General features: G+C 34.6%; 21 protein-coding genes and 1 pseudogene. 8 read left to right on the top strand and 14 right to left on the bottom strand.

Features of this window, described 5'->3' with window-relative positions:
- From ACSV4D_RS08435 to ACSV4D_RS08425, 3 genes and pseudogenes are all read left to right on the top strand, one after another.
- Positions 1–314 (top strand): annotated as a pseudogene (locus ACSV4D_RS08435) (hypothetical protein); the annotation flags it as partial.
- Between the two features lie 10 nt (positions 315–324).
- Positions 325–1,038, top strand: a complete 714-nt coding sequence (locus tag ACSV4D_RS08430) for a PRTRC system protein B (protein WP_439227871.1) — start codon at positions 325–327, stop codon at positions 1,036–1,038.
- On the top strand, positions 1,035–1,841 hold the full coding sequence (locus tag ACSV4D_RS08425; RefSeq protein WP_439227870.1) for a PRTRC system ThiF family protein: 807 nt from the start codon (positions 1,035–1,037) through the stop codon (positions 1,839–1,841). Before ACSV4D_RS08430 ends, ACSV4D_RS08425 begins: the two co-directional genes overlap by 4 nt.
- Positions 1,842–2,308: 467 nt before the next feature.
- Here the strand turns inward: ACSV4D_RS08425 and ACSV4D_RS08420 are convergent, their stop codons facing one another.
- From ACSV4D_RS08420 to ACSV4D_RS08375, 10 genes are all read right to left on the bottom strand, one after another.
- Positions 2,309–2,584, bottom strand: coding sequence for a molybdenum ABC transporter permease (locus ACSV4D_RS08420; RefSeq protein ID WP_439227869.1), 276 nt, complete (start codon positions 2,582–2,584; stop codon positions 2,309–2,311).
- Between the two features lie 157 nt (positions 2,585–2,741).
- On the bottom strand, positions 2,742–3,635 hold the full coding sequence (traN, locus tag ACSV4D_RS08415; protein ID WP_439227875.1) for a conjugative transposon protein TraN: 894 nt from the start codon (positions 3,633–3,635) through the stop codon (positions 2,742–2,744).
- A gap of 41 nt (positions 3,636–3,676) precedes the next feature.
- Positions 3,677–4,996 (bottom strand): conjugative transposon protein TraM, encoded by a 1,320-nt coding sequence (traM, locus tag ACSV4D_RS08410; protein WP_439227868.1) that lies wholly within the window; start codon positions 4,994–4,996, stop codon positions 3,677–3,679.
- Complete coding sequence (locus ACSV4D_RS08405; RefSeq protein ID WP_439227867.1) at positions 4,983–5,270, bottom strand: nitrogen regulatory IIA protein; 288 nt, start codon at positions 5,268–5,270, stop codon at positions 4,983–4,985. Before ACSV4D_RS08405 ends, traM begins: the two co-directional genes overlap by 14 nt.
- A gap of 11 nt (positions 5,271–5,281) precedes the next feature.
- Positions 5,282–5,905: a conjugative transposon protein TraK gene (traK, locus tag ACSV4D_RS08400; protein ID WP_439227866.1), complete on the bottom strand. Its 624-nt coding sequence runs from the start codon at positions 5,903–5,905 to the stop codon at positions 5,282–5,284.
- A gap of 20 nt (positions 5,906–5,925) precedes the next feature.
- Complete coding sequence (traJ, locus tag ACSV4D_RS08395) at positions 5,926–6,918, bottom strand: conjugative transposon protein TraJ (RefSeq protein ID WP_439227865.1); 993 nt, start codon at positions 6,916–6,918, stop codon at positions 5,926–5,928.
- Positions 6,919–6,920: 2 nt separating this feature from the next.
- Entirely contained in the window at positions 6,921–7,553 is a 633-nt protein-coding gene (locus ACSV4D_RS08390) for a DUF4141 domain-containing protein (protein WP_439227864.1), read from the bottom strand.
- Positions 7,554–7,578: 25 nt separating this feature from the next.
- Positions 7,579–10,077 (bottom strand): TraG family conjugative transposon ATPase, encoded by a 2,499-nt coding sequence (locus tag ACSV4D_RS08385; RefSeq protein WP_439227863.1) that lies wholly within the window; start codon positions 10,075–10,077, stop codon positions 7,579–7,581.
- Positions 10,074–10,406: a DUF4133 domain-containing protein gene (locus ACSV4D_RS08380; RefSeq protein ID WP_439227862.1), complete on the bottom strand. Its 333-nt coding sequence runs from the start codon at positions 10,404–10,406 to the stop codon at positions 10,074–10,076. The genes ACSV4D_RS08385 and ACSV4D_RS08380 overlap by 4 nt, the downstream gene beginning before the upstream one ends.
- Positions 10,407–10,410: 4 nt before the next feature.
- Positions 10,411–10,716: a DUF4134 domain-containing protein gene (locus tag ACSV4D_RS08375; RefSeq protein ID WP_418263658.1), complete on the bottom strand. Its 306-nt coding sequence runs from the start codon at positions 10,714–10,716 to the stop codon at positions 10,411–10,413.
- Between the two features lie 354 nt (positions 10,717–11,070).
- On the opposite strand from ACSV4D_RS08375, the gene ACSV4D_RS08370 reads away from it, so the two are divergent.
- Positions 11,071–11,877, top strand: coding sequence for a type IV toxin-antitoxin system AbiEi family antitoxin domain-containing protein (locus ACSV4D_RS08370; RefSeq protein ID WP_439227861.1), 807 nt, complete (start codon positions 11,071–11,073; stop codon positions 11,875–11,877).
- Positions 11,874–12,671, top strand: a complete 798-nt coding sequence (locus ACSV4D_RS08365) for a nucleotidyl transferase AbiEii/AbiGii toxin family protein (RefSeq protein ID WP_439227860.1) — start codon at positions 11,874–11,876, stop codon at positions 12,669–12,671. Before ACSV4D_RS08370 ends, ACSV4D_RS08365 begins: the two co-directional genes overlap by 4 nt.
- Before the next feature lie 548 nt (positions 12,672–13,219).
- Here ACSV4D_RS08365 and avs4 read toward each other — a convergent pair.
- The 4 genes from avs4 to ACSV4D_RS08345 form a co-directional block, all read right to left on the bottom strand.
- Positions 13,220–17,923 carry an AVAST type 4 anti-phage nuclease Avs4 gene (avs4, locus tag ACSV4D_RS08360; protein WP_439227859.1) on the bottom strand — a complete coding sequence of 1,568 codons (4,704 nt, stop codon included), beginning with the start codon at positions 17,921–17,923 and terminating at the stop codon, positions 13,220–13,222.
- A 433-nt stretch (positions 17,924–18,356) separates the two neighbouring features.
- Complete coding sequence (locus ACSV4D_RS08355; protein ID WP_439227858.1) at positions 18,357–18,989, bottom strand: conjugal transfer protein TraD; 633 nt, start codon at positions 18,987–18,989, stop codon at positions 18,357–18,359.
- A 3-nt stretch (positions 18,990–18,992) separates the two neighbouring features.
- Complete coding sequence (locus ACSV4D_RS08350; protein WP_439227857.1) at positions 18,993–19,430, bottom strand: DUF3408 domain-containing protein; 438 nt, start codon at positions 19,428–19,430, stop codon at positions 18,993–18,995.
- A 4-nt stretch (positions 19,431–19,434) separates the two neighbouring features.
- A complete protein-coding gene (locus tag ACSV4D_RS08345) occupies positions 19,435–20,202 on the bottom strand; it encodes a ParA family protein (protein WP_439227856.1) in 768 nt (255 codons plus the stop codon).
- A 424-nt stretch (positions 20,203–20,626) separates the two neighbouring features.
- On the opposite strand from ACSV4D_RS08345, the gene ACSV4D_RS08340 reads away from it, so the two are divergent.
- Genes ACSV4D_RS08340 through mobB form a run of 3 tightly spaced genes read left to right on the top strand, consistent with a single transcriptional unit; the run spans position 20,627 to position 22,621 of the window.
- Positions 20,627–20,845, top strand: a complete 219-nt coding sequence (locus ACSV4D_RS08340; RefSeq protein ID WP_439227855.1) for a hypothetical protein — start codon at positions 20,627–20,629, stop codon at positions 20,843–20,845.
- Between the two features lie 16 nt (positions 20,846–20,861).
- Positions 20,862–21,308, top strand: coding sequence for a conjugal transfer protein MobA (gene mobA / locus ACSV4D_RS08335; RefSeq protein ID WP_439227854.1), 447 nt, complete (start codon positions 20,862–20,864; stop codon positions 21,306–21,308).
- Complete coding sequence (gene mobB, locus ACSV4D_RS08330; protein WP_439227852.1) at positions 21,305–22,621, top strand: conjugal transfer protein MobB; 1,317 nt, start codon at positions 21,305–21,307, stop codon at positions 22,619–22,621. Before mobA ends, mobB begins: the two co-directional genes overlap by 4 nt.
- Positions 22,622–22,711: the final 90 nt, after the last annotated feature.

Below are 22,711 nucleotides of genomic sequence, written 5' to 3'. Positions count from 1 at the left end.
CCCTTTTAGAGCAATATCCAAATGAAAATGTATTTCGAAATGCAAGACCTAGCGAAGAAGAAGAAGAAGAAGAAGAAACAGATAACATTTTAACAATGGATTACTACATTTCTTTTTATGCTGATAGAAAAGGTTGGTTGAATGAAAATATTATTCAATGTGTAAATAGTGAATTACAAGAATACGGACAGATTGAAGAGCCTAGTATCGTTAAAAATTTCGATGGAAGTGACATCACAGCAAACAATCTTGATTTTGAGAATAGATTGTTTGCCCTTATCGCAGAATTAATTTACCTGTTAAACAATTTTTAAAACAACAATGATGAAAGACATTACAGAAAATTTTGGAACGCTATACCATCCTAAATCGGCATTAGTATTCTACCAGACTAAAGGAATGAATTCAGACACCTATGTAGAATCTTTTGATATGGATAAAAATGGAAATCCTATTAATGCCCATCCTTTGAGTGTAAGAGAAGCAATCCAACTGGCAAAAGCATTGAAAACAGCCAAAGAAGAAAAAGAACCTTGTTTAAAATCAGAGGGAATAATAAGCAATGCTATTTTACATATTGACCCTACTCAAAATAAAGTAATCTGGTTTACCAAAGCCATGCAAAGAGAAATGTGTTTTACAGAAAATTTAGGAATCCCAAAAGGCTTGGTAAATGTACCTCCTATGTTATGGATTGCCAACAAAAACAGTCTTTCTGTTTTTGCTTTGGGAAGTAATCGCAGACCTAAAGAAAACAGAAAATTGTACAATGCCCCTTTTTTTAATGTATATGAAAGTGGTAATGTTTGTATGGGAACGGTAGATGTCCAAATTAAAAAAATTGCTTCATTAGAAGAGTTTACAATCGCATGGGAAAGTTATTTTTTCAATAGCTATTTCAGTCACTTAATGCAGGACTATAATCCGATAAACGGAAACTGTGTAATACTTTGGGAAAGCCTTGTCAATACAAACAACACTTTTCCAAAAGAAGTATTAAAAAAGAATGGTAAAACCTTAAAAGATATATTATCATGAATTCACAAAAAACAAAAGTACATTTTACAGACAACTATTTAATAAATCCCACAAACCCAATAGCGGTAAATCTTATCGGTGCAGGTGGCACAGGTTCAAAAGTAGTAACTTCGCTAATTGAAATGAATCATAGCCTTATTGCATTAGGTCATGCAGGTTTAAATGTTCGTCTTTGGGATGATGATATAATCACAGAAGCCAATTTGGGCAGACAACGATTTGCAGATTCTGAAACAGGACTGTACAAATCGGTCGCACTGATAAACCGTGCCAATCGTTGGTCGGGTACAAACTGGAAAGCGGAAACTATAAAATTTGAAAAAGACAGTTTGGAAAGATTACCCGAAAATGCGGGAGCAAGTATTTTTATTAGCTGTGTGGATAGTGTAAAGGCTCGCTTTGAAATTGCTGACATTTTAAAACAACTTAATAACAGTAGAGCTTATGCTAATCGTCCACGCTATTGGATGGATTTTGGTAATAGCCAACATACCGGACAAGTGATACTATCTTCTATAGGGACTATTAAACAGCCTAATTCAGAGCAATATGAAACCATTGCTAACTTGCCCTTTGTAACCGAAGAATTTCCCGAACTGCTGAAACAGTCCGAAATTATAGATGATACTCCAAGTTGTTCCCTTGCGGAAGCATTGGAAAAACAAGATTTATATATTAATTCTGTACTTGCACAGATGGGTAGTTCTCTTTTATGGGGTTTATTTCGCAACGGACTAACCCAATACAGAGGATTTTTTCTCAACCTGAAAGATTTTAGGTCACAGCCCATCCCAGTTGGCTAAGCAAACCCCAATAGTTATTGGGGCGGGATGCAAAAAAGACACTCCCTCTCGATGGTCGGGAAAGTCTTTTTGCAGAAGAAAGGATACAAGCACTTTGGTAAAATGTGAATCCTCCCATTTCTACAAAAAGCTTGTGAGTTTTGCATGAGGATATTAGTTATCCTCCTTATTTATTTTGTTGGACTTCTTTTCTTTCCACATCAGCGACCAAAGAAAAGAAGCAAAAGAATGCCGCTTTATTATTTATGATGAAATCAGAGTAAAAAGACACTCATTTCCGATGGTCAGGAAAGTCTTTTTACAGAAGAAAAGATACAAGCACTTTGATAAAATGCGAACCCTCCCTTTTACCAAAAAGCTTGTGAGTTTTGCATGAGGATATTCGTTATCCTCCTTATTTGTTTTGTCCGACTTCTTTTCTTTCTACATCAGCGACCAAAGAAAAGAAGCAAAAGAACGCCGCTGGATTATTTCAGATTTTGCTTTTCAATTAAAACCACATCTTCTTTATCTTTCTTTTGTCTTGAATAACTCCAGAAGAACAAAAGTCCAAAAACAATCAGAATAAAAGCAATCCATTTTCCGGTACGCTCCAGAAAAGAAATGAATACTGATTTTTCATAACTCGAAAAACCTTCCGCTCCCATTGGGCTTCTTCTATAAAATTTTCTTCTGTTAATCCAGTAACGAAGACCAAAACCACTTAACAAAGCTAAGATGCTTAAAAACAATGTTGGATTCATAATGTGTACGTTTATATTTCACTCTTTTAATTTTAAAAAACGTTTCTTAGCTATAACTTATTGTTTTTAAAAAGTTAAGAAATAAATATATTCAACAAATAGCAAGAGGCTGCCTCACCAATGGTGAAACAGCCCCTTTTTATGTTTTTTATTAAAATCAATTAATCTTTAACTTCATATCCTTAATGAGCTTCGCTTTGACCAAATCGGAATTTTCTATTTCTAATAGCTGATGTCTGCCACCATTCTTTTCGAAAATTTCTATAAGGAGTACTTTGTCATTCGCAATAGTAAATAGATCCAACAGAAATACATTTCGCTCTACTGTATTGCCTGTAATTTCATCGAGCAGCTTATATATTCGCAATGGAGTTAACATTCTTTCTTGTATCACAGTACGTTTAGCGAGCTTTTTATCTACTACTTTGAAATCAATAAAATCAATTCGGAATGGCACATTGGTAAGATTACTAACCTCGGTATGGAAATAGAATTTATCGTTGTGGATATAGATTCCTTTTAATAAAAATTGAATCCCAAAACTCTTAGTCTCAATATTTTTTATGAGTTGTTTGTCTTTTTTATAAATCGTTTCCATCAACTCACCCACTAATGATGGAGCATTTTTTCCTAATTCCTCAAAAAGAACATCATTAGCATTCTCCCTACTTATTCCCTTTTGCATTTCCAAAAGATTGTAATTCATATTAATTGGAAAGGAGCTGAAAAGCACATTGAAATTATAGAAACGTCCATCCTCGGTAATTACAGAAAAATTAGTTTCTTCATCAAAATCGCGAACTGCTGCCTTTACTCGTAATACATTTTCTGCATCTTCCGCTTTGGCTGCAACCAGATAATCACTTCCCAAATCCACGTAGCGGATAGCAGCAGGAAATATCAAGTGCGAAGTTTTACTGTAAGTTACTTCTATCCAGTAGGGTTCAATTTTTCCCAAATCCAACTTTGCGATATTGTGAACACTATATTGCGCTTGAGAGGGCATAGCATAGCCAAATACTAAAACCAATACTATTAGGATGTTTTTCATTGTTGTTTTCATATTGTATAAAATTTAAAGAATTGAAATATTTATTTTTTAGAAACAAGGAACACTTGATGTCCTGCTTTGAGTGTTACTTTTGGTGTTCTCATTTTTTTAGAAAAATATCCAGAAACGCCCTGTACCAACCCACGGCTCAAATCTCCTGCTATTTGTTGTCCGGCAGAATTTGTCATCATAATACTGCTTCCTGAAGTCTGTCCCATATTAGCAGCCATTTCTTTGAAAGCACTCATTTCGGGAGAATAAGGCACAAACAAACCTTCTTGCCCATCCAGTCCATACACTATAATATCAACTGGAATAATATTGCCATGCTGTTCTATCGAACTAATTTTCATTTGAAGACGCCCTTGTTGAAATTTTGAATTTGCAGTCAATACTGTTCCTGGCGGAATAGTATGAGTTCCTATTTTGGCAGGTTCTAATAAGCGTAAACGAACATTGCTCTCTTCAGCTACTAACTGTGTTTGTTGAACAACAGCACGGACACTATTTTTGAGTTGTATTTGCTGCTCTGTTTTCCCTACAGTATAAAATCCGCGGTTGCGCTTTTCACTCCAATTCGCTACGAATGTACTATCAGAAAGCACTCTCTGTAAAGAAAAAACCACATTTTTATGAGCAGGAATAAATGCAACAAAAGATTCTTTTTGGTTTGATGGACTAGAAAATGCTGTTTTTTCTTCCTTTAGCTGTTCCCCTGAAACCGTATTTGTTGGAAGATATTTTGCAGCCATCTGATACGATTTCTCCATCAATTCCAATTGGCTTTCGACAGGATCAATTGGTGTTTCATTCTTTTTAGCCAGCTGTTCTTTTAGCTCATCCAGTTGTTTACGCAGTTGCAATGTCTCCGAATTATCATTCTGATAAAAAGTACCTAAGGTATGTTGTGCATTGCGATAACTGTCTAAGGAGGAATTCGTATTTCTTGCTGTATTATTAGAATCTTCATTCTCATCTTCCGAAAGAACTGGTATTGGACTATTTATATCGTCTTCTTTCCAATAATCAGAAAGAGATAGTAGTGAATTTCGTTTCTCCAGATTCATTTGCTCTAACATTGCCTCCTCATAGGCTTTTTGCTTATCATCCTGCAAATCATTATCAGTAGCTTGAGGTACCGAATCATTGAGACCTATATCTTCTGTCACTTTGCTATTCTCAGATGGTTTAAATATCAAATACATACATCCCAGAAATACAATCCCTATCAACGCAAAGATGATTGGCTTTTTAAATTTATCGCCTTTATTCAGACTACTTTCTAATATTACATCCGAAGCTTTATTTTGACTACCATCTGTAACTAAGACGGTATTTTTTTTATTTTCATTTTCTTTCATGATTTTTGTTTTTTATGATTTTCAACAATGAATCCTGTATCGATATAGTGGATTCTTTCTTTTTAACAACTGGATTTTCAATATGCTCAATAACAACTCTATGATTGGATTTTCCTGTATCATACCAAACTTTTAGAATAACAGCTATAGTTAGCAACAGATACCCTAGAAAACAGTATAAAAGATAATTGTACTGTTGCTCCACAGGAAGAACTCGCCATTGCATATCTAACTTATTAAACCAAGTATCCAGGTTTACTCTTAGTTTTTTCATCTTAGCTATTTTTAACGTTCTATAATTTCGATATCGTTATTGGCTATTACATTGAACTTTTCTATGTTGAAGCCTTGTGGATTGTTATCCGAACGGACAGAATTCACCAGGTAGCAGGAGGTTACCAGATTACGCTTGGTTACATTACTAGATCTTATTATAAACTGCTTGGCATAAGTTCTTACAGCATAAGGATAGTTGTCGAAGTTGCATACCACACTATCTATTTCTGTACGCTGTTGCACATTCCCTGAAATAATACGATTGTAATATCCTTTTTCAGAGAGGTCTTTGTAATAATCAAAAGCACTTTTGTCGGCGAGATTAAAGGCTCTTTTCATATTACTTTCAATTGCATCCTTGTCCGGTGCCAGAGTGAAGAAAAGTTCGTGAAAACGTCTAACGTGTTCCCTGGCTTCAACTGGACGATTGATAGAAGCATCCTGAGCCAAAGCCAACATTAACGATTTACCATTATCTAAAACATAGATTTTTTGGCGTTGTTGCTCTGCAAAATCATACGATTGCCAAACCGCATATCCTGTTATCCCAATACATAGTGTTGCAAATACAATAGCATACAATCTGATTTGCATGAAACTATTTTCGATATTTCTTAAGGTTTTAAATTCCATTTTGTTGTTTATTAATTGTATTATTTCAATAACCTTCCTCCTATATTACCTGCTACTGCTCCTGTACCCGCCCCAGCAATATTTCCAGTTTTTGTTACGGTCTGGTTTACATTTCGCACAAAATTTCCAGCTCCACCAGCCTGAATAATCCAACCCGTTACTGTTGGAATAGTGAAATAGCCAATGATGCCTATAATCATAAAAATGATGTACACCGTATTGGACGAATCAGGTATAAAATTGGGATCTGATAAATTTTCGATATCCTTTTGTAGTATAAGAGATTGTATTTTGGATAACATCGCACTAAAAAGGTCAGAAACGGGTAACCATAGGTACACACTAATGTATCGGGTTAACCATTGTGTCAGTGTGGACTGAAATCCATCCCAGACTGAAATGGCAAAAGCTATCGGTCCTAATATAGACAAGACTATCAGGAAGAAAGTCCTTATTGTATCGATTACCAGCGCAGCAGCCTGAAACAGCACTTCCAAAAACTCCCGAAAACCATCACGAATTTCCTTTTTGACTCCGTACATTTCCCTTTCCATGTACATGCCTGACATGGTAACCAAATCGGCAGGTGACCAACCCAGCTCATCCAATTTCTTATCGAACTCTTTGTCCGAAACTAGATAAGCAGTTTCAGGGTTACGAAGCATCGCTTCTCTTTCCAGTTGATCTTTCTGTTGCTGTAACGCATTCAAATCCAAAACTTGATTTTCTAAGATGCTATGTGTCCCTTTTACCACAGGACTCAATACAGCGTTGAGTGTCCCCAATACCATAGTTGGGAAAAACATAATACAAAGTCCCAAAGCAAAAGGTCTAAGAAGTGGAAAGACATCTATTGGTTCTGCACTGCTTAGTGCCTGCCATACCTTTAATGCAATATAAAATAAAGCGCCCAATCCTGCCAGACTTTTAGCCACTGCCGCCATATCCGCTGAGAGTGGTATCATCTCGTCATAGAGCGAGCGTAGTACTTCATGAAAATTAGTAAATTCCATGATTACCAATATTTTTGGTCAGCAGTTCCATAAAGTTCCAATACTCTTTTACTGTTATTGGCTTTTTTAGCTCTGAGATAGCTGACCGAAATATTTTTGTTTGTGAAGTAACGAACAAGATTGTGATACTCTTTTACTTCCTTATACACACCGTCAATAATATCCATACGCTCTTTATCATTCAATGACAAAGTGGAAGCATTTACAATTTGTTTAAGCTCTTTCAGAAGTGATACGCTCTCATTCAATAAAACAGAGTATCCATTAGCAATTGCTGACAGTTCCTGTGCATTGAAATTAGGATCGTTCATCATTTTGCCAAAATTCTTTACATAAATCTCTGAAACATCCCCTACAAGCAATACGGTCTGTTGTACTTTTCGGGCATCCTTCACCAGATTATTTACGGCCTTTAGTTTATCATAATACTCTTTTCCCTGATTGTACACTTTTTGGACTTCCTTAAAGTTGTTAATCATATTGGTCGCTGTGGTAGAAGTCTGTACAATCTGTCTCGCTGTATTTACAATCCCCTGAGCCAAATTAGAAGGATCTGTTACTACCCATTGTGCTTTCGCTGTTGGTGCCACAGCAAATAGCAACGCTGTATACACCATGAACATTAACTTTTTCATTGTTTTTTAATTTTTAAAATGATTACTATTTGTTTTCTTTTTTCTGAAGGACTATTCGTTTGATAGCCTGTTCAACATTTCCATCCAGTTCTCCGGGAAGACGCATCACTTCCATCTTTTCGGTTTCTTCTGTCGTATAAGCCAAATATTCTTCAAGACTCACCTCTGTAGCATATACTGCTGAATGAGTACCTCCCAATCCTATCCAAACTTCTTTATATAACCTTCTGGGATCGTTATTCATGTTGATAGAAAGCACCTGTGCTTTTTCTTTTTCAGTGAGGCCAAGCATGGTTTGGATATCATCAAACTTGTTCATGTATTTACGTTGATCCAACAGTATTTTACAATCCGAATTATTGATGATACTTTCCTTTACAATGGGTGATTGAATAATATCATCTACCTCTTGGGTTACTACAATGGCTTCTCCAAAAAACTTTCTTACTGTTTTAAAAAGGTATTTGATATACTCAGCCATTCCTTCTTTTGCAATAGCTTTCCAGGCTTCTTCAATCAGTATCAACTTACGTACTCCTTTCAAGCGACGCATTTTATTGATAAAAACCTCCATTATAATGATGGTTACGATCGGGAAAAGAATTTTATGATCCTTGATGGCATCAATTTCAAATACAATAAATCGTTTGGAAAGCAAGTCCAATTGCTTATCTGAATTTAATAGATAATCATATTCACCTCCTTTATAGTAAGGCTCTAATACATTGAGAAAATTGGCAAGGTCAAAGTCTTTTTCACGTACCTGTTTTTCTTCTAATAACTTTCTGTAATCGACCTTTACGTATTCATAAAACCCATTGAAAGATGGAGATTCCTCATTTTTATTGATGCGGTCGATGTAACCACTCACAGCATTAGACAATGCTACTTCTTCTGAACGAGTTGGTGGTTCATCATCCCGTTTCCAAAGCGTTAAAATCAAAGTTTTGATGCTTTCTCTTTTTTCAATATCGAATACACCATCATCATTATAAAAGGGATTAAAGGCTATAGGATTATCCTCAGTATAGGTGAAATAAACACCGTCCTCCCCTTTCGTTTTTCCTTTGATGAGTTCGCACAATCCTTGATAGGAATTTCCCGTATCCACCAATAAAACATGCGCTCCTTGTTCATAATATTGTCTGACCATGTGATTGGTAAAGAATGACTTTCCAGAACCTGAAGGGCCTAGTATGAACTTGTTCCTATTGGTAATAATACCGCGCTTCATTGGCAAATCAGAGATATCCAAATGAATGGGGTTTCCTGTCAGTCGGTCAGCCATCTTAATTCCAAAAGGGGATGGTGAACTTTGATAGTTGGTTTCTTCGGTAAAAAAACACAGAGCGGGTTCTATGAAGGTGTAAAAGCTTTCTTCACTAGGAAAATCTCCTGAATTCCCTGGCATTCCTGCCCAGTAGAGCGTGGCTACATCTGTGGTGTTGTGCCTTGGCTTGCACTCCATCAGTGCCAAGGCACTACCCGTATCATTCTTTATCTGTTTTAGTTCAGCGGGATCTTCTGACCAGGCCATCACATTAAAATGAGCCCGAATAGACGAAAGTCCAAAAGAATGTGCTTCGTTCAAATAGCGTTCTATCCATTCCTTATTGATTTGGTTCGCTCTACTGTAACGTGCCAACGAGTGCATATTTCTTGCTGATTTCTCAAACTTACGCAGGTTGTCTTCGCTGTTATCCAGAAAAAGATACTGGTTGTAGATGTGATTACAGCTCAACAGCAAGCCTACTGGCGCAGCAAAAGACAAAAGACAATCACTTCTGTCTGTGGACAGTTTTTCATAACGAGTATCTGCCGAAACCGTAGTTGGTAAATCATCCGTATCCGAAAGCGTATGCATACAAAGTCTTTTGTTTCCTATACGAACTTCTTCTGCTCCCAGAGCAATGTCTTGCATCGGTGTTTCTGCTTCCCTTGAAAGCGTCAAGTATTGTTCTAGTAATCCTTGCTTATCCTCTGTTCCGATGATGTCGTCTTCATTTAATCTTTCCAATTTCACAAAACCACTATCATTTATGATTCGTTCAAACTGTGCTACGGATTCCATAAAACGATGAATGGTTTCTTTATCCCTTATTTCTTTTGGAACAAGAACACCTTTGCAAAGCGAAGAGAAATTACTTTGCATTCGCATCCGCTCTTTTGTCGTTTTGGTTAGAAATAAATAACAATAATGATTCAGAAACGGACGTTCATTAAAATGCTGTTGGTAGGATTTTGCTAAAAAACTCAAATCCTCCTGAGCAAGATCTGGAGCATAATTTTCTTTAATGTACCAATCCTGTTTGTGAATCACCGTATAATCGGGCAAAGTCTTGATTGCCTTATGCCATGCGGAATGAATGGCTTCGTACTCCGCAGAAGCCACTGTGAAAAGCTCTGGAAGTTCCACGCGAAAACAAGCTGTGATATCGGCATCTTTGGAGATAATACAATTATTTTCTACCGCTAACAAGGGAAACTTACTTTCCAGTGTAGTCGCTTTTGATTTATTTCTCATAGTTCTTTTGATTTAGTTTTGAACTTGAAATAACGGTGTACAGCCTTTCGGCAAATGATGTAATGAGGATGCCGTTTATGAGCACTTATTTTCATTAACCCGTGTTCTCCATACTTTTTGTTCAGAAAGAAAGTCTGCCATACAATGAGAGAACTTCCTCCAATTCCGATAAACAAACAGATATAGGAATTGATTCCTGCCATGTACAATATCATAACTAGAATAAGAATTCCGAGCAATCCACCAGCAAAAATGAATAGGTATTCTGCCTTCAACCCCTTAAACTCTACCGTCCTCCCAATGCCTTTATTGATGTTATACCTATTCATCAGACTAAAGGAAGAAGGAGCGTAAAATAGTGGCGGATACAATCAAGAAGATACAGGCTCCAAACCAGCTTGCTGCGGTCTTACTCGTATCAGGATCACCGCTACTAAATTTGTTATAAACCTTAACACCTCCTATTAAACCGACTACCGCTCCGATAGCATAAATCAATTGCGTAGCGGGATCAAAATATGAGGTTACCATTTGAGTGGCTTCATTGATTCCTGCAGCACCGTTTCCTTGTGCATTCGCTCCAAAGACTAACAACATTGACATCGCTGTTAGCCAGACTTTTTTTCTTTGTTTTTCCATGATTAAATCACATTAATTGTTTTACTATTTCCCACACTTTGCAGGTTTTCGAAACAAAGATGTAATGGAAACAGCAACTTTTTAATGAGTTGTCGTTAAGTGGAGTTATTTGGCAGAGGAAGACGCTATATTATTCTTTTTGATCATAAAATATTGATTTTAAAACAATAAACATTTACATATCGCAAATCGCAATATGCGATATCATTAGGGATTATTTTAGCAATTAGTAATTATGACTTTAAAAAGAATACAGAAATACATCTTTTATATTGTCATTAATAAAAATATTAATTAAGTTTACATCTGCAATAAGGTACGGATTTCGTACCTTATTGCAGACAAAAACTTAAAATGAAAACTAATTACGCTTATTTAGAAGAGTTTATTAATGAATTACGTTCCAATGGAAGGTATGCCTTTTCATTGCAAGAAGTTAGAAACCAATTTGATCAGTCTGATCAAGCGATTAAAAAGGCATTACAACGACTTAAAAAGAAAAAAGAAATTGCCTTAATAAGAAATGAATTCTATGTAGTAATTACACCAGAGTACAGGAGTAAAGGGATTCTTCCCCCTTCCTTATTCATTTCGGAATTAATGAAATTTTTGGAAAAAGATTATTATATAGGATTACTAAATGCAGCATCTTATTATGGGGCTGCACACCAACAGCCTCAATCATTTTCTGTAATAACTATGAAACCTAGTTTAAGAAAGATTAATAATGACAACCTGAAAATAAATTTTTACATTAAAAAGGAATGGTCAAAAGAGGATATAATCCAAAAGAAAGTTGATACAGGCTATATAAACGTTTCTTCTCCCGAGTTAACTGCCTTGGATTTGGTGTGTTATTTTGATCAAGCGGGAGGTCTTAATAGGGTTGCAACAGTACTGGAAGAACTTTGTGAAAGCATTGATGCTACTAAATTGCTTGAGGTATCAAAACGTTATTCACCAATAACTGCGGTACAACGTTTAGGTTTTTTACTTGAGGTGATTTTAGATATGCAGGATTTAAGTGATCCTATTAAAGAATATCTAAAAACAGTAAAATATTTCCCCGTTTTATTACGGCCACAAAAGGAAAAAACGGAGATGATAACAGGTAATGACTGGAAGGTTGTACAAAATATAGAAATAGAAACAGATTTATGATTCCAAAAGCATATATAACCGCATGGCGTAAAAAAGCGCCATGGCAAGAGGATTTTCAGGTAGAACAAGATTTGGTAATTGAACGAGCTTTAATGGCCATTTACAGCGATGAATATTTAAAAGGAAAATTAGCTTTTAGAGGAGGAACTGCACTACACAAATTATATCTATCACCCGCAGCAAGATATTCTGAAGACATCGATTTAGTACAAATTACTGCAGAACCTTTCGGTCCAATTATGGATAAACTTCGTGAAGTATTGTCTTTTTTGGGAGACAAACCTATACGCAAACAAAAACAACATAATAACACATTAGTGTACCGTTTTGATTCAGAAGACGGAATACCATTAAGGCTAAAAGTCGAAGTTAACTGTAGAGAACATCATACCATTTTTGGTATTCAAGAAGTAAAATATACCATGCAATCTGAATGGTACACTGGAGAAGTTTCAATACCATCTTATGACTTAACCGAGTTATTGGGAACAAAAATGCGTGCGCTTTACCAAAGAAGAAAAGGAAGGGACTTGTTTGATATGTGGTATGCAATAACACAAAACGAGGTATCTCCACAAATAATTATTGAAGCATGGAACTTTTACATGAAAGAAGAAGGCAATAGTATAACGCAAAAAGAATTTCTAGAAAACATGGAAAAGAAAATTGTAGATCCAGATTTCTTAGGCGATATGGAAGGATTATTAAGACCTGGCCTGTCTTATCATATTATGGAAGCTTACGAATTTGTGAAAACAAACTTATTGGAGAAAATAGAGCAAATCATAAAATAAACAAAAGCTATTACTATTCATTTGATGCTTTGAAAATATAAGAATTGATGTTCTGACATTTTAAGCTATGCCGCAGAATCAAAATAAGAGGTGACCATTTGCGTCGCTTTCGTGATTCCTGCTGTTCCGTTTCCTTATGCTACTGCACTAATTGTTGATAGTACAGCTGCTACCAACACTACTTTTTTAACTTGCTTTACCATGATTAAAAAAAATTAAATTGTTCTATGTTCCTACACTTTGCAGGGTTTATCGACAAATATCATTTGGAAACAGTTGCTGTTTAGCATGTTGCCGTTAAGTGGAGTTGTTTGGCTTCAAGTGTTATTTTAATATTTTAGTCATCTAATATCTATTTAAGATTTAGCTTTGCTTAAAGCCATTAACGCTTGAAGCAGCAAGCCCCTTAGTTGAACTTAAGTTCAACTAAGGGGCTTGCTGCTTCCGAAGTTTTTTTTATTTTTTAAAAAAATTTATTCAAACACATATACGTCTAAAAATCTGGACTGATATTTATCAATATCTCTTTCATAAAGAAGATGAAAAATCTATAAAATACTTTCTCTCATTAAATAGCCATGTATAGATCCTCGTTCGATCATAAAATCAAGTATTGGAATGACCTTGTTTTTTAATCTTATATCTTGTTTGATTTGTTTTTTATTTATAAAAATAAATTTTCTCATAAAGATCTCTAAATAATATTCTGTATTTGATTGCAGTTTGCCTAATTTTAGATATCTATTTTTGAAGATAATCGGATATATCAAATCGATACCTTCCTGTGTAAATTTACTGCCAATAGAGTTTAGTACCTTGGCAATTGAATATAAAACGGCTGGCTGATGACCCAACTCTTCAGCAAAATTGCTATACAAGGTTAAGTTTTCCTTTTTAAGGCTGTGCCACTCATCTATACTTTCTCTCCAATAATTCCAGGCAAGTAAGTAAGTCCACGTGATGTCATTTAAATGATAACTATTAGAGTTTTTACATACTGCTATAACAGCAGGATGTAGGCTATTCCATATTTGCCAAAATTGTTCATAATGATTCATTCTATCTTGCGCAAAAATAATTTCATTTAAAAAAGAAACGGTCTCTTCAGATGTCTGGAAAGAATCTATAAAAGGATCCAGGTAAATATCAATTTCATTTTTTTCCCTTTCTAAAATAAAACTAGCATACCTTTTAAAAATATTTAGACGCTCTTTATGAATGTCTGAATCTTCGTTTTCTTCACGATAGCTTCTTCTGTCTTGCAAAAGGATTGGAGCCAAGTTGGGTAAGGATTTCTGATAAATAGCTAAATGGTCTTTATTTTTTGTATTTGATGGGATTAACTGATAGATTATTTCTAAATCATGAATGCTCAGAGCAGAGATATTGATCTGCTCAAATGCTAGATCATCAAAAGAGAAATCTGGATGTTGATTTTCCAATTCGGTGAAGATACTCTCTTTTGAAATTCTTTGCCAATTACCTAATTCCTTTCTTTTATTTTTATAAATACTATCATACAAAGGTTTTAAAATGCAAAAACTTAATAAAATTTTTTGACTGATTAATGGATCTGTCTGCCAGAGATTTGATTTATGAATTGCTTCAATGGCATAATCACATATTCGTTTGTAATAACCAATTGGTGTCCTGTCAAAAAGTGATAAAACTAAAATTGAAATACAGCTTTCACTATCTTCGGGATAAATTTGCATTAAAGCCGGAATTGCATTTATTGATGCTTCAACACCGTCACTTATTTGATAATCATAGTCATCGGAAAACAGCCTTGAAATTGACGAGAGAATTATTTCATTGCAAAAATCCTTATCATCTTGAGACAATATATCTTTATATTGAATCATCAGCTTGGAACAAACATGTCCTGGTATACTGTAATCAAATATGCCCATTGCTTTTCTCCCGTCTTTTAGTTCCTGAACTAATTGTTTAGTTTCTAACAAGGCCATGATAGGATTACTGTCATATTCTGAAAGTTTCGCATTATTAGTTTGCTCTCTGTTAGTGATAAAGTCGCCCCATGTTCTTAAAAATGAATATTTGAAAGTATCCTCAACATTTCTAACTGATTGCTCGCTTTGTTGTACTTGTTCTTCAGAGAGATTATTGGGCTTAAATTCAACTAGAAATTTGTTATCCTCATTACTTAAAATTTTCGCAGAAAGATTTCTTCTGTCCATTCGGGCCAATAGAATATATAAAGTATGATTTTCGCTCTGAGATTCTTGCTTTAGATTTTCTTTATGAACGTCGACGATTTTATAAAGACTATTAATAAAGTCGGTATTTTGATCTTCAGTAAAGTTTGTAATTCCACAAAATTGATAGTTCAGAAAAATTCTCTCCAAGTTTAGATTTCTATGACTGACTTCACATGTTCTTATTCGTTCGTCATTATAAAATATATCTCGATCTAATCCATACCCTATGGAATATAAGGATTTAGCTTGATACTCATTGAGGCTTCTTGAAGAATCCATGTGGAAAAACTCTAAAGTTTTGAATAAAACTAAAGCAACATTATAAAATTTATCAGGATGTGCCAGTACAACACTACATACAATTGCTGTAATGGAGGTAGATTTTGATTTTAAAAGCTTTAGAAGTACTTTTTCTAGAATTTTAGTTTCGGCTGATTCTGCCAGTTCTAGGAGAATTTTCTCCAATGCCATGTGAACCGACTGCAATAAATAAGGTACCACAGGACTGCTAAAGCCTCTGTATGCCCCCCAGAATGCCCAACATAAATATTGTTTTACCTGCTCATCTTCAATATGCAAAGTTATCTCGGTAACATCATCTTTACCATAATCGGATTTACGATATGATTCCACAGCATCGTTGGTAAATTCAATTATAAAATCAAGCGTTGGATAAAAGGAATTCTGCAGCAGCCAATAAATAGGTGTCTGGTATGCACTTGCCGGCGAATAATTAAACCTAAATTCATCAGCAAGACCATATTTGGTTTCCATCTTATAACCATCATATTCAAAAGGGTGATTCTTTTTCTTGTTTTTTCGCCAAAATAAACCGCAGAGTTGAATAACAGATAATGGCAGTTTTTTAATGAGATTTAATGCAAGATAAGGTTTGTTTAAAATAGTAGAGCAAAGTCCCTCATAGGGTGAGTTGTGGCTTCTCCATTGGTTCGCTATAACTTTGTCAAAGATATTTTTTAATTCTGGGCTTATTTCATTTGAAGAATTAAAAATAATATTTAAGATTTTTTCCTGCGCTTTATCATCAATGTAAAATTTTTCAACTGTTTCTGTTTTTTCAATAATGCTTAATGCCAACAGGCCTGAAATCCTTGTCGTTTCTCCATTCTTTTTATATTTAGTCCAATCGGTCAAAATAGGCAAAATTATAGGCAGGTTATTTTCAAAAAAAGAGTTTTTATACTTGTCAATAAAAGCTATTACTACTTCCCATCCTTTGCCTTTGGGAGCTGTCGAATGAAAATCTTTTGTTGCAGAGATTTCTGTGCATGCAATTCTCAATAAAAATAAAATTCTTTTTAAGGTTTTAAATTCTTCTGAAATAATGTTGGTTTCGAAAAAATTAAAAAAATAGTCTGAATAATCTGAGAGTAAAACTGAGACAAGCAATTCATCTTTCCAAAACTGAGAAATATCAGTACTTACAAAGATGTTTTGAACAAAAGTTTCTACCTCGTTTGAATTTTCAGAGAGCTGTTCTGACACCCAAAGTCTAAAAGCTCTTCTAATAGGCAATGAATTTCCCAATTCTTCAAAGAAAAGCGATACATTAAAATGATTGGCATAAGTACGGGATATAATTTTATCTAAAGCCCATTCTTCATAAATATCATGACTAATAAAGTATCCGTTATGTGTTTCATCATAACCAAGAATTTCATCTTGTTTCAAATGAAATAAAGCAGATTGAGGCAATATATCGGGACTAATATAAAATAGCCCCAATTCACATCTTTTTTTTGCAATATATATCAGAGATCGATCCCTTTCCAGATGCAGGTTGTCTCTTTGAATATTAGTATTTTGAATTTTCTTTTTCCAGATTAAATCTATAAAGTTTCTAAAAAATCCTTCTTTATTAATCTTAGGATAATATTTTATATACTCATTCAGATAAAAAAGATTGGTGAGTCTTTGAGAAAAATTTTCATTTGCAGGCAAAATAAAATTATTTTTTTCTGACATTTGAGTTAATTCATCCAGCGTAATTAAAGGGATATCGATAACTTTACAAGATAATTGATAGTTTTCAGTAATATGAAATGATAGATCATTTAGGTAAGAATATCTGGTAGTAAAAACTATATTCCAGCCATTGCTTGTGAGCAATTGAATTAAATTATTCAAAATATCATTGTTAGCTAATTCAGCCAGTTTTTCAGCAGAATCAATAACGAACACCTTTTTTTGTTCTTTTTCATATACTTCAAAAAATTGATCAAATGTGAAGTTATTATTGAATCGAAGCAATTCGTTTATGTTAGATACATTAAGCTCTGTAGCTTTAAAGATGCATATTGGAAAACTGGTCGAAAAAGTATTATAGAATTCTTTTAGAACAGCTGTTTTCCCGCATCCACCTTCTCCTGATATTATAATATTTTCGCTACCCTCAAGTGAATAGTTTAGTTGTTCGATTATACCTCTTCTTTCAATTTTTATTTGATTACCATTAAAATTAATTTCTGTTTGGATTGCCTGAAGCATATTCTCATTGTGCTTAACTATTTCGTCAATTAGATCAAAACCGCTAGATTCTAGATTGAAAAAAAGATCTTGAATATATTTGTTCTCAGGTAGGGCTAATTGCAATTCAAAGTGGCTTGGAACTTGCCACAGAATTTCAATATTTAATTGTTGAGCCGCTTTCTCAATTTCGATTTGATATTTGGGCTTTTTTTTATCTGTTTTACTGCTTTCAGAAAGTTCTCTATTCGTGTAGAGATAAACTATATTTAAGCCCGGATTCTTTGATTTAGCTTTTGTTATCGACTCTATAATATCCTTTTTCGATATTGAAGATGAATAATACTTAGCCTGAAACCCATAATATTTCCCTTCTTTTTCTAATGGCTCTGTTTCTATTCCTGTTTGGTTTTTATAACGAAACAGGCCTATTTTGTTTTCAAAGAAAGAACAAAACAGCAGATAAGACAATTGTTCAAATGCCCATTGTTCACGGTTGTTATATTTTAAATCAAAAATTTTCCAATTTATTTCTTTACTCATTCAATTATGATTTTATCTTATTTGTCCTAAAAATTAAATGTGCTTTAAATTACAGATTTGTCAAGCGATTTGATAAAAAAAATGAAGCCTCAAGTAAAAGTTAATACCATTCTCAAATTGTGAAAATTTATTTCTTGACAGACTGTCCTTCTGCATAATTTCCAAACATTTTATAGAAATTAAAGATACTAAATTCTCTTTAGTTGTTCAGTAAATATTGTTCTCTTTAATCTATTCATACTAAAGCATTAAGAGGAAAAAATAATTTTTATTATTAAATATTAATAACTGTTCATGAATAATTTTCTGATTTATTTGCTTATTTTTTTTTGAAATTTCAAATTAAAAAATTCCAGGGCGAGGCAAGATATTTCGTCTTTATCCAATCAAGTTATCAGGGTTGGATTTTAATCAAATTAATTTGGTGTACAACTTAAACAAACTCCCCAATATCAAAATCCTCTAAATCATTTTTCCGCAAAATGGAAGAACTGGTTTCTGTTTCAGAATAAAGGCTACTGTCTAATAGGGCAGCTATTTTTCGGGAAGCACCTTCTATAGAATTTTCCAGTAGGTCGAACAATTCGGTACCTTGTATTTTCTGTACTATGGCAACCGCTGTTTCCTTTTGGTCTGGCTCCCATTGGTCTTTCTGAAGCAGCTCCCCCACAGAACTTAGTTCTTCAAAAGTAACACCTTGGGCAAAACCGTTATTCCCATTGGATAATCCATAACTATTCCATTCTTCTTCCTCTTCCTCAAAATCAGGCCTATTTCCAAAAACTTCGTCCAGCTCTTCCTGTGGAATTGAAATATCGAGATCTTGACTCTCAATTTCAACATCAAAATTATCCGTTTTATCTCCCTGCATTTCTTTTTGACTTTCATTGGCATTGGTTGGCACTAAGGGGCTTCTTTGAATTTTGGGTTGTCCCATAATATCGGGAACATTTGTAGGGATTTCATCCTTCCTTTGCTTTGGCTTCGCCTCTACTTTGATAATGATCTTATCCTGCAAAAGCAATACAATTATTATCAACAGGCATATCACAATTACGATTTCCATAACTTATAAAATAGGTTTGTATTTATCATTAAAACTCTTGATGATTTGCTCGCCAAATTCCTGAAAATGGTACTCCAACACATTATCTAAATACCCATAAATACTGAGCTTATCTTCACCAATTACCTGAACGATACGAGATAGTTTTTCGTGAAAATCGGGTCGGATATAGACTGTTTTTCCATCACGAGCATTGGTATCCGTTCTTTTGAAAAAAATACTTTCATAAGCTAATTCGTCTTGCTTCTTAGTTTTAATCTTTTCTTTAATGAGTTGTTTTTCAGTTGGCACTATTTTAGGCTTATTATCTTTCTTCTGTGGTTCTTCGGTCGGTTCTGGTGGAAGCTGTAAACCCTCTTTTTTAATACCATCCACCATCAGATTCATCATCAACTCCTCATTAATTTCAGGAGAAACCTTTTTCTTATTTTCTTTTTCCATAACCCTATAATTGAATGATTTTTAGAAATTCATTGACAAACTGATCCAATTGACAAGCCTTCATCAAACGTTCATCGGGAGGCATAACGGTAGAACGAAAAACGGTTTTACTGTTCACTTCACTCTCTTTACGGAAACGAGTGCTATTCTTGATTTTGCTTTCCATCAGGCTTAAACCTAGTTGTTCTATAAGTTGGTTATAAACGGCATATAAAGGAGTACTTTCCCTGCCATCCACTTGATTCCAAAACAAATTAATCGACTCTATAGCAGTTTCGCCTTTTTTCATAATAACATCCTGCAAAAGCTGGGTAAAAATGAGTGTACTTTCCATTACCAAACGATCAGCCGTAATAGGCGTAAAAATGTGGTGCATTCCAGCCAATGCTTTCAAGATGCCAGGAGTATTGACCGTTCCAGGAAGATCAAAGAATACAACATCAATAGGTACTGAAGAAGTATTCAAAAATTCATGAGCCGCTTCCAATACGCTTTCTGCTTTGTGTTGCATAATGGGATAGGCTTTTTTGTTGATGGTCGAAAATTGTTTATAGGCCAACCTCTTCAAATGCTCATTTTCCATTACCATGGAAAGGTCACGAGCCTTCATTTTCATCAAACTGTGTTGTGGAAAATCGGCATCAAAGATAGCTACATTGTACCCCAATCGATAATGCATAGTACTGGCAAGAAGAGTAGTAAAAGTACTTTTCCCGACACCGCCTTTTTGAGAAGAAAAAGCGATAAATACTGCTTTGTGTTTTGTATTCATAATTTCTAAGTATTTAATTATTTATATCTTTATTTATCTATGTGCATATTTCCAGAATCACTTACTCCATTCTGTATGTATGTTTGTCGCTCTATACAATCTTATATTGTTAGTTATGGACTTACCTAACTTTTTATCTAGCTAAATAGGTCTTCATTATTGTATGTAGCTAAACAAATAATTATCATTTTACTTAAACATGCATGGTTGTACATTCCTATGCTACTACCTATGTAATGATGTTGTTACGTCTGTACTTACTTAAGTCCTTATGTGCCTTTTCAAGCACAAAGAAACAGAAATACCTAAGTCCTTATATTCTCGTGGTAGTAATTGGCCTTTACTGGCAATTCTTGGCGAGGCTATACACTATAATTATCTTGTTGTCAATTACTTCCTTTGTAAGACAGGAATCAAAAAACCCATGGAAGGAATAAATCAATGTTTGAGTCATAACGGCAACGGCCTCAAGCCGTTCTTCCCTGCTATATACAATCCAGTTCCGCCGACAGGCGGACGGATTATCTGTTCACCAGAACAGAGCAAGTTGTGTTTTGAGGCACCGGAAATGAATTCCGTGCCTCAAAACAACTTGTCCGCCGCGGCGGAGCTAAAAACACCCTCCGAAGTCGGTGTTTTGTAAATTTATAAATGGATTTATGATGGATGGACAAGAAAACAATAAACAACACAAAGGTGGCAGGAATCCGAAAAAGAATCCGAGCATTCATCGTTATGTTTTTCGGCTAACGGATGAGGAAAACACCAAGTTCCTTTCGCTTTTTGAAGCTTCTGGAGCAGATACTAAAGCACATTTTATTACCTCCATCCTCTTCGAAAAGCAAATAAAAACTGTAAAAATAGATATGGCTGCTATGGATTACTACATGCGATTAACCACTTTGTATGGTCAGTTTCGTGCCGTTGGTGTTAATTACAATCAGATTGTGAAGATATTATATCGCAATTTTTCTGAAAAGAAAGCAGCAGCTTATCTGTTTAAATTAGAGAAACAAACAACAGAATTAGCAAAATTATGCCGTGACATGATACAGATGACAGAAGAATTTGAAGCAAAACATTTGATTAAAATCGAGAAAAAATGATAGCAAAAATTGGTCGTGGAGCAAACCTTATTGGTGCACTTTCCTATAATCAACTCAAAGTAGATAAGGAAAATGGAGAAATATTGACTACCCATAGAATAAGAGAAACCGTTAACGGAAATTATACCATTGCTCAATTGTACCAGTCTTTTGAACCTTATCTAATTGCTAATAAACGAACAGAAAAACCTGTGTTGCATATCTCTCTAAACCCTGACCCGAGAGACCAAGTGAGCGATGAAAACTTTAAGCAAATCGCAAACGATTATATGAAATTAATGGGCTATCAAGACCAACCTTATGTTGTTTTTAAACATACCGATATTGAACGTACGCACATTCACATTGTATCCACTTGTGTAGATCGAAATGGCAAAAAAATATCAGATACTTATGAAAAATTCCGTTCCATGGATGCCTGTCGTGAACTGGAACAAAAATACAAACTAATTCCAGCGACTGCAAAAGAGCAAAATTCGAAAAAAGAACTCTTCAGACCTGTAGATTACGGATCGGGAAATCTTAAAAGCCAACTTGCATCAGTAGTACGGGAATTGCCAAAGTATTATCAGTTTCAAAGTTTAGGAACTTACAACGCCTTGCTTTCGCTTTTCAATATTACGGCAGAAGAAGTAAAAGGAGAATTACATGGAAAGCCTAAACAAGGATTGGTCTATTTTGTATTGAATGAGCAGGGAGAAAAAGTAAGTAATCCATTTAAATCTTCTCTTTTTGGTAAACATGCGGGCTTGGAAAACTTACAGAAACATTTCGAAAAATCTAAAGAGAAGATGAATCCATCTCCTGGCAAAGCAGTACTAAAAAACACGATTGAAATAGCCATGCATACCGCTACTAATGAAACTGATTTTAAGAAGCAACTACTTGATCAAGGTATCAATACAGTTGTTCGTAGAAATAACGAAGGACGTATTTATGGGATGACCTTTATAGACCACGAATCTCGTACCGTCTGGAACGGATCGCAATTAGGAAAAAATCTTTCTGCCAATGTATTTAACGACTGGTGGAAAGGTGAAACAGTAAAAGAACGCCCAAATACGATCCCAAATAAACCGCTCCATTTACCATCTAAAGAAAAAGAAAATCCAACAGTAGAAACAGAACAACCTCATCATCTTTTTGATTTTATGACTAAGGAGCAATCTGCAAATACCAATTCTAATTTTGGATTAATCGAAGCATTTGGAGGGATTTTACCTGAAGTTCAAGGAGAGGATTACGAAGAACAAGCGTTTGCCAACCAAATGAAGAAAAAGAAGAAACACAGAAAACAGGGAGATAAAAAATAAATCTTACTTACCTATTTACATTCAGCATTCAAAGCGCCAAATGATTCCAATAAAAGTCATCTACTACCATATTACAACAAAGGTTTTGCT

Origin of the sequence: Flavobacterium sp. ARAG 55.4, from assembly GCF_051846875.1 — a bacterium.
GTDB lineage: Bacteria > Bacteroidota > Bacteroidia > Flavobacteriales > Flavobacteriaceae > Flavobacterium > Flavobacterium plantiphilum.
The sequence above is the reverse complement of the archived record's forward strand: the minus strand, read 5'-3'. Positions and strand labels throughout refer to the sequence as shown.

Excerpts from the sequence above, each read along its gene's own strand:
- traK (WP_439227866.1), bottom strand. The coding sequence starts at position 5,905 with ATGGAATTTAAAACCTTAAGAAATATCGAAAATAGTTTCATGCAAATC.
- mobA (WP_439227854.1), top strand. The coding sequence starts at position 20,862 with ATGATGGATGGACAAGAAAACAATAAACAACACAAAGGTGGCAGGAAT.
- ACSV4D_RS08420 (WP_439227869.1), bottom strand. The coding sequence starts at position 2,584 with ATGAATCCAACATTGTTTTTAAGCATCTTAGCTTTGTTAAGTGGTTTT.
- ACSV4D_RS08370 (WP_439227861.1), top strand. The coding sequence starts at position 11,071 with ATGAAAACTAATTACGCTTATTTAGAAGAGTTTATTAATGAATTACGT.
- ACSV4D_RS08425 (WP_439227870.1), top strand. The coding sequence starts at position 1,035 with ATGAATTCACAAAAAACAAAAGTACATTTTACAGACAACTATTTAATA.
- ACSV4D_RS08380 (WP_439227862.1), bottom strand. The coding sequence starts at position 10,406 with ATGAATAGGTATAACATCAATAAAGGCATTGGGAGGACGGTAGAGTTT.
- traN (WP_439227875.1), bottom strand. The coding sequence starts at position 3,635 with ATGAAAAACATCCTAATAGTATTGGTTTTAGTATTTGGCTATGCTATG.
- traM (WP_439227868.1), bottom strand. The coding sequence starts at position 4,996 with ATGAAAGAAAATGAAAATAAAAAAAATACCGTCTTAGTTACAGATGGT.
- ACSV4D_RS08340 (WP_439227855.1), top strand. The coding sequence starts at position 20,627 with ATGGAAGGAATAAATCAATGTTTGAGTCATAACGGCAACGGCCTCAAG.
- ACSV4D_RS08390 (WP_439227864.1), bottom strand. The coding sequence starts at position 7,553 with ATGAAAAAGTTAATGTTCATGGTGTATACAGCGTTGCTATTTGCTGTG.
- mobB (WP_439227852.1), top strand. The coding sequence starts at position 21,305 with ATGATAGCAAAAATTGGTCGTGGAGCAAACCTTATTGGTGCACTTTCC.
- ACSV4D_RS08350 (WP_439227857.1), bottom strand. The coding sequence starts at position 19,430 with ATGGAAAAAGAAAATAAGAAAAAGGTTTCTCCTGAAATTAATGAGGAG.
- ACSV4D_RS08345 (WP_439227856.1), bottom strand. The coding sequence starts at position 20,202 with ATGAATACAAAACACAAAGCAGTATTTATCGCTTTTTCTTCTCAAAAA.
- ACSV4D_RS08355 (WP_439227858.1), bottom strand. The coding sequence starts at position 18,989 with ATGGAAATCGTAATTGTGATATGCCTGTTGATAATAATTGTATTGCTT.
- ACSV4D_RS08365 (WP_439227860.1), top strand. The coding sequence starts at position 11,874 with ATGATTCCAAAAGCATATATAACCGCATGGCGTAAAAAAGCGCCATGG.
- ACSV4D_RS08405 (WP_439227867.1), bottom strand. The coding sequence starts at position 5,270 with ATGAAAAAACTAAGAGTAAACCTGGATACTTGGTTTAATAAGTTAGAT.
- traJ (WP_439227865.1), bottom strand. The coding sequence starts at position 6,918 with ATGGAATTTACTAATTTTCATGAAGTACTACGCTCGCTCTATGACGAG.
- ACSV4D_RS08430 (WP_439227871.1), top strand. The coding sequence starts at position 325 with ATGAAAGACATTACAGAAAATTTTGGAACGCTATACCATCCTAAATCG.
- ACSV4D_RS08385 (WP_439227863.1), bottom strand. The coding sequence starts at position 10,077 with ATGAGAAATAAATCAAAAGCGACTACACTGGAAAGTAAGTTTCCCTTG.
- ACSV4D_RS08375 (WP_418263658.1), bottom strand. The coding sequence starts at position 10,716 with ATGGAAAAACAAAGAAAAAAAGTCTGGCTAACAGCGATGTCAATGTTG.
- avs4 (WP_439227859.1), bottom strand. The coding sequence starts at position 17,923 with ATGAGTAAAGAAATAAATTGGAAAATTTTTGATTTAAAATATAACAAC.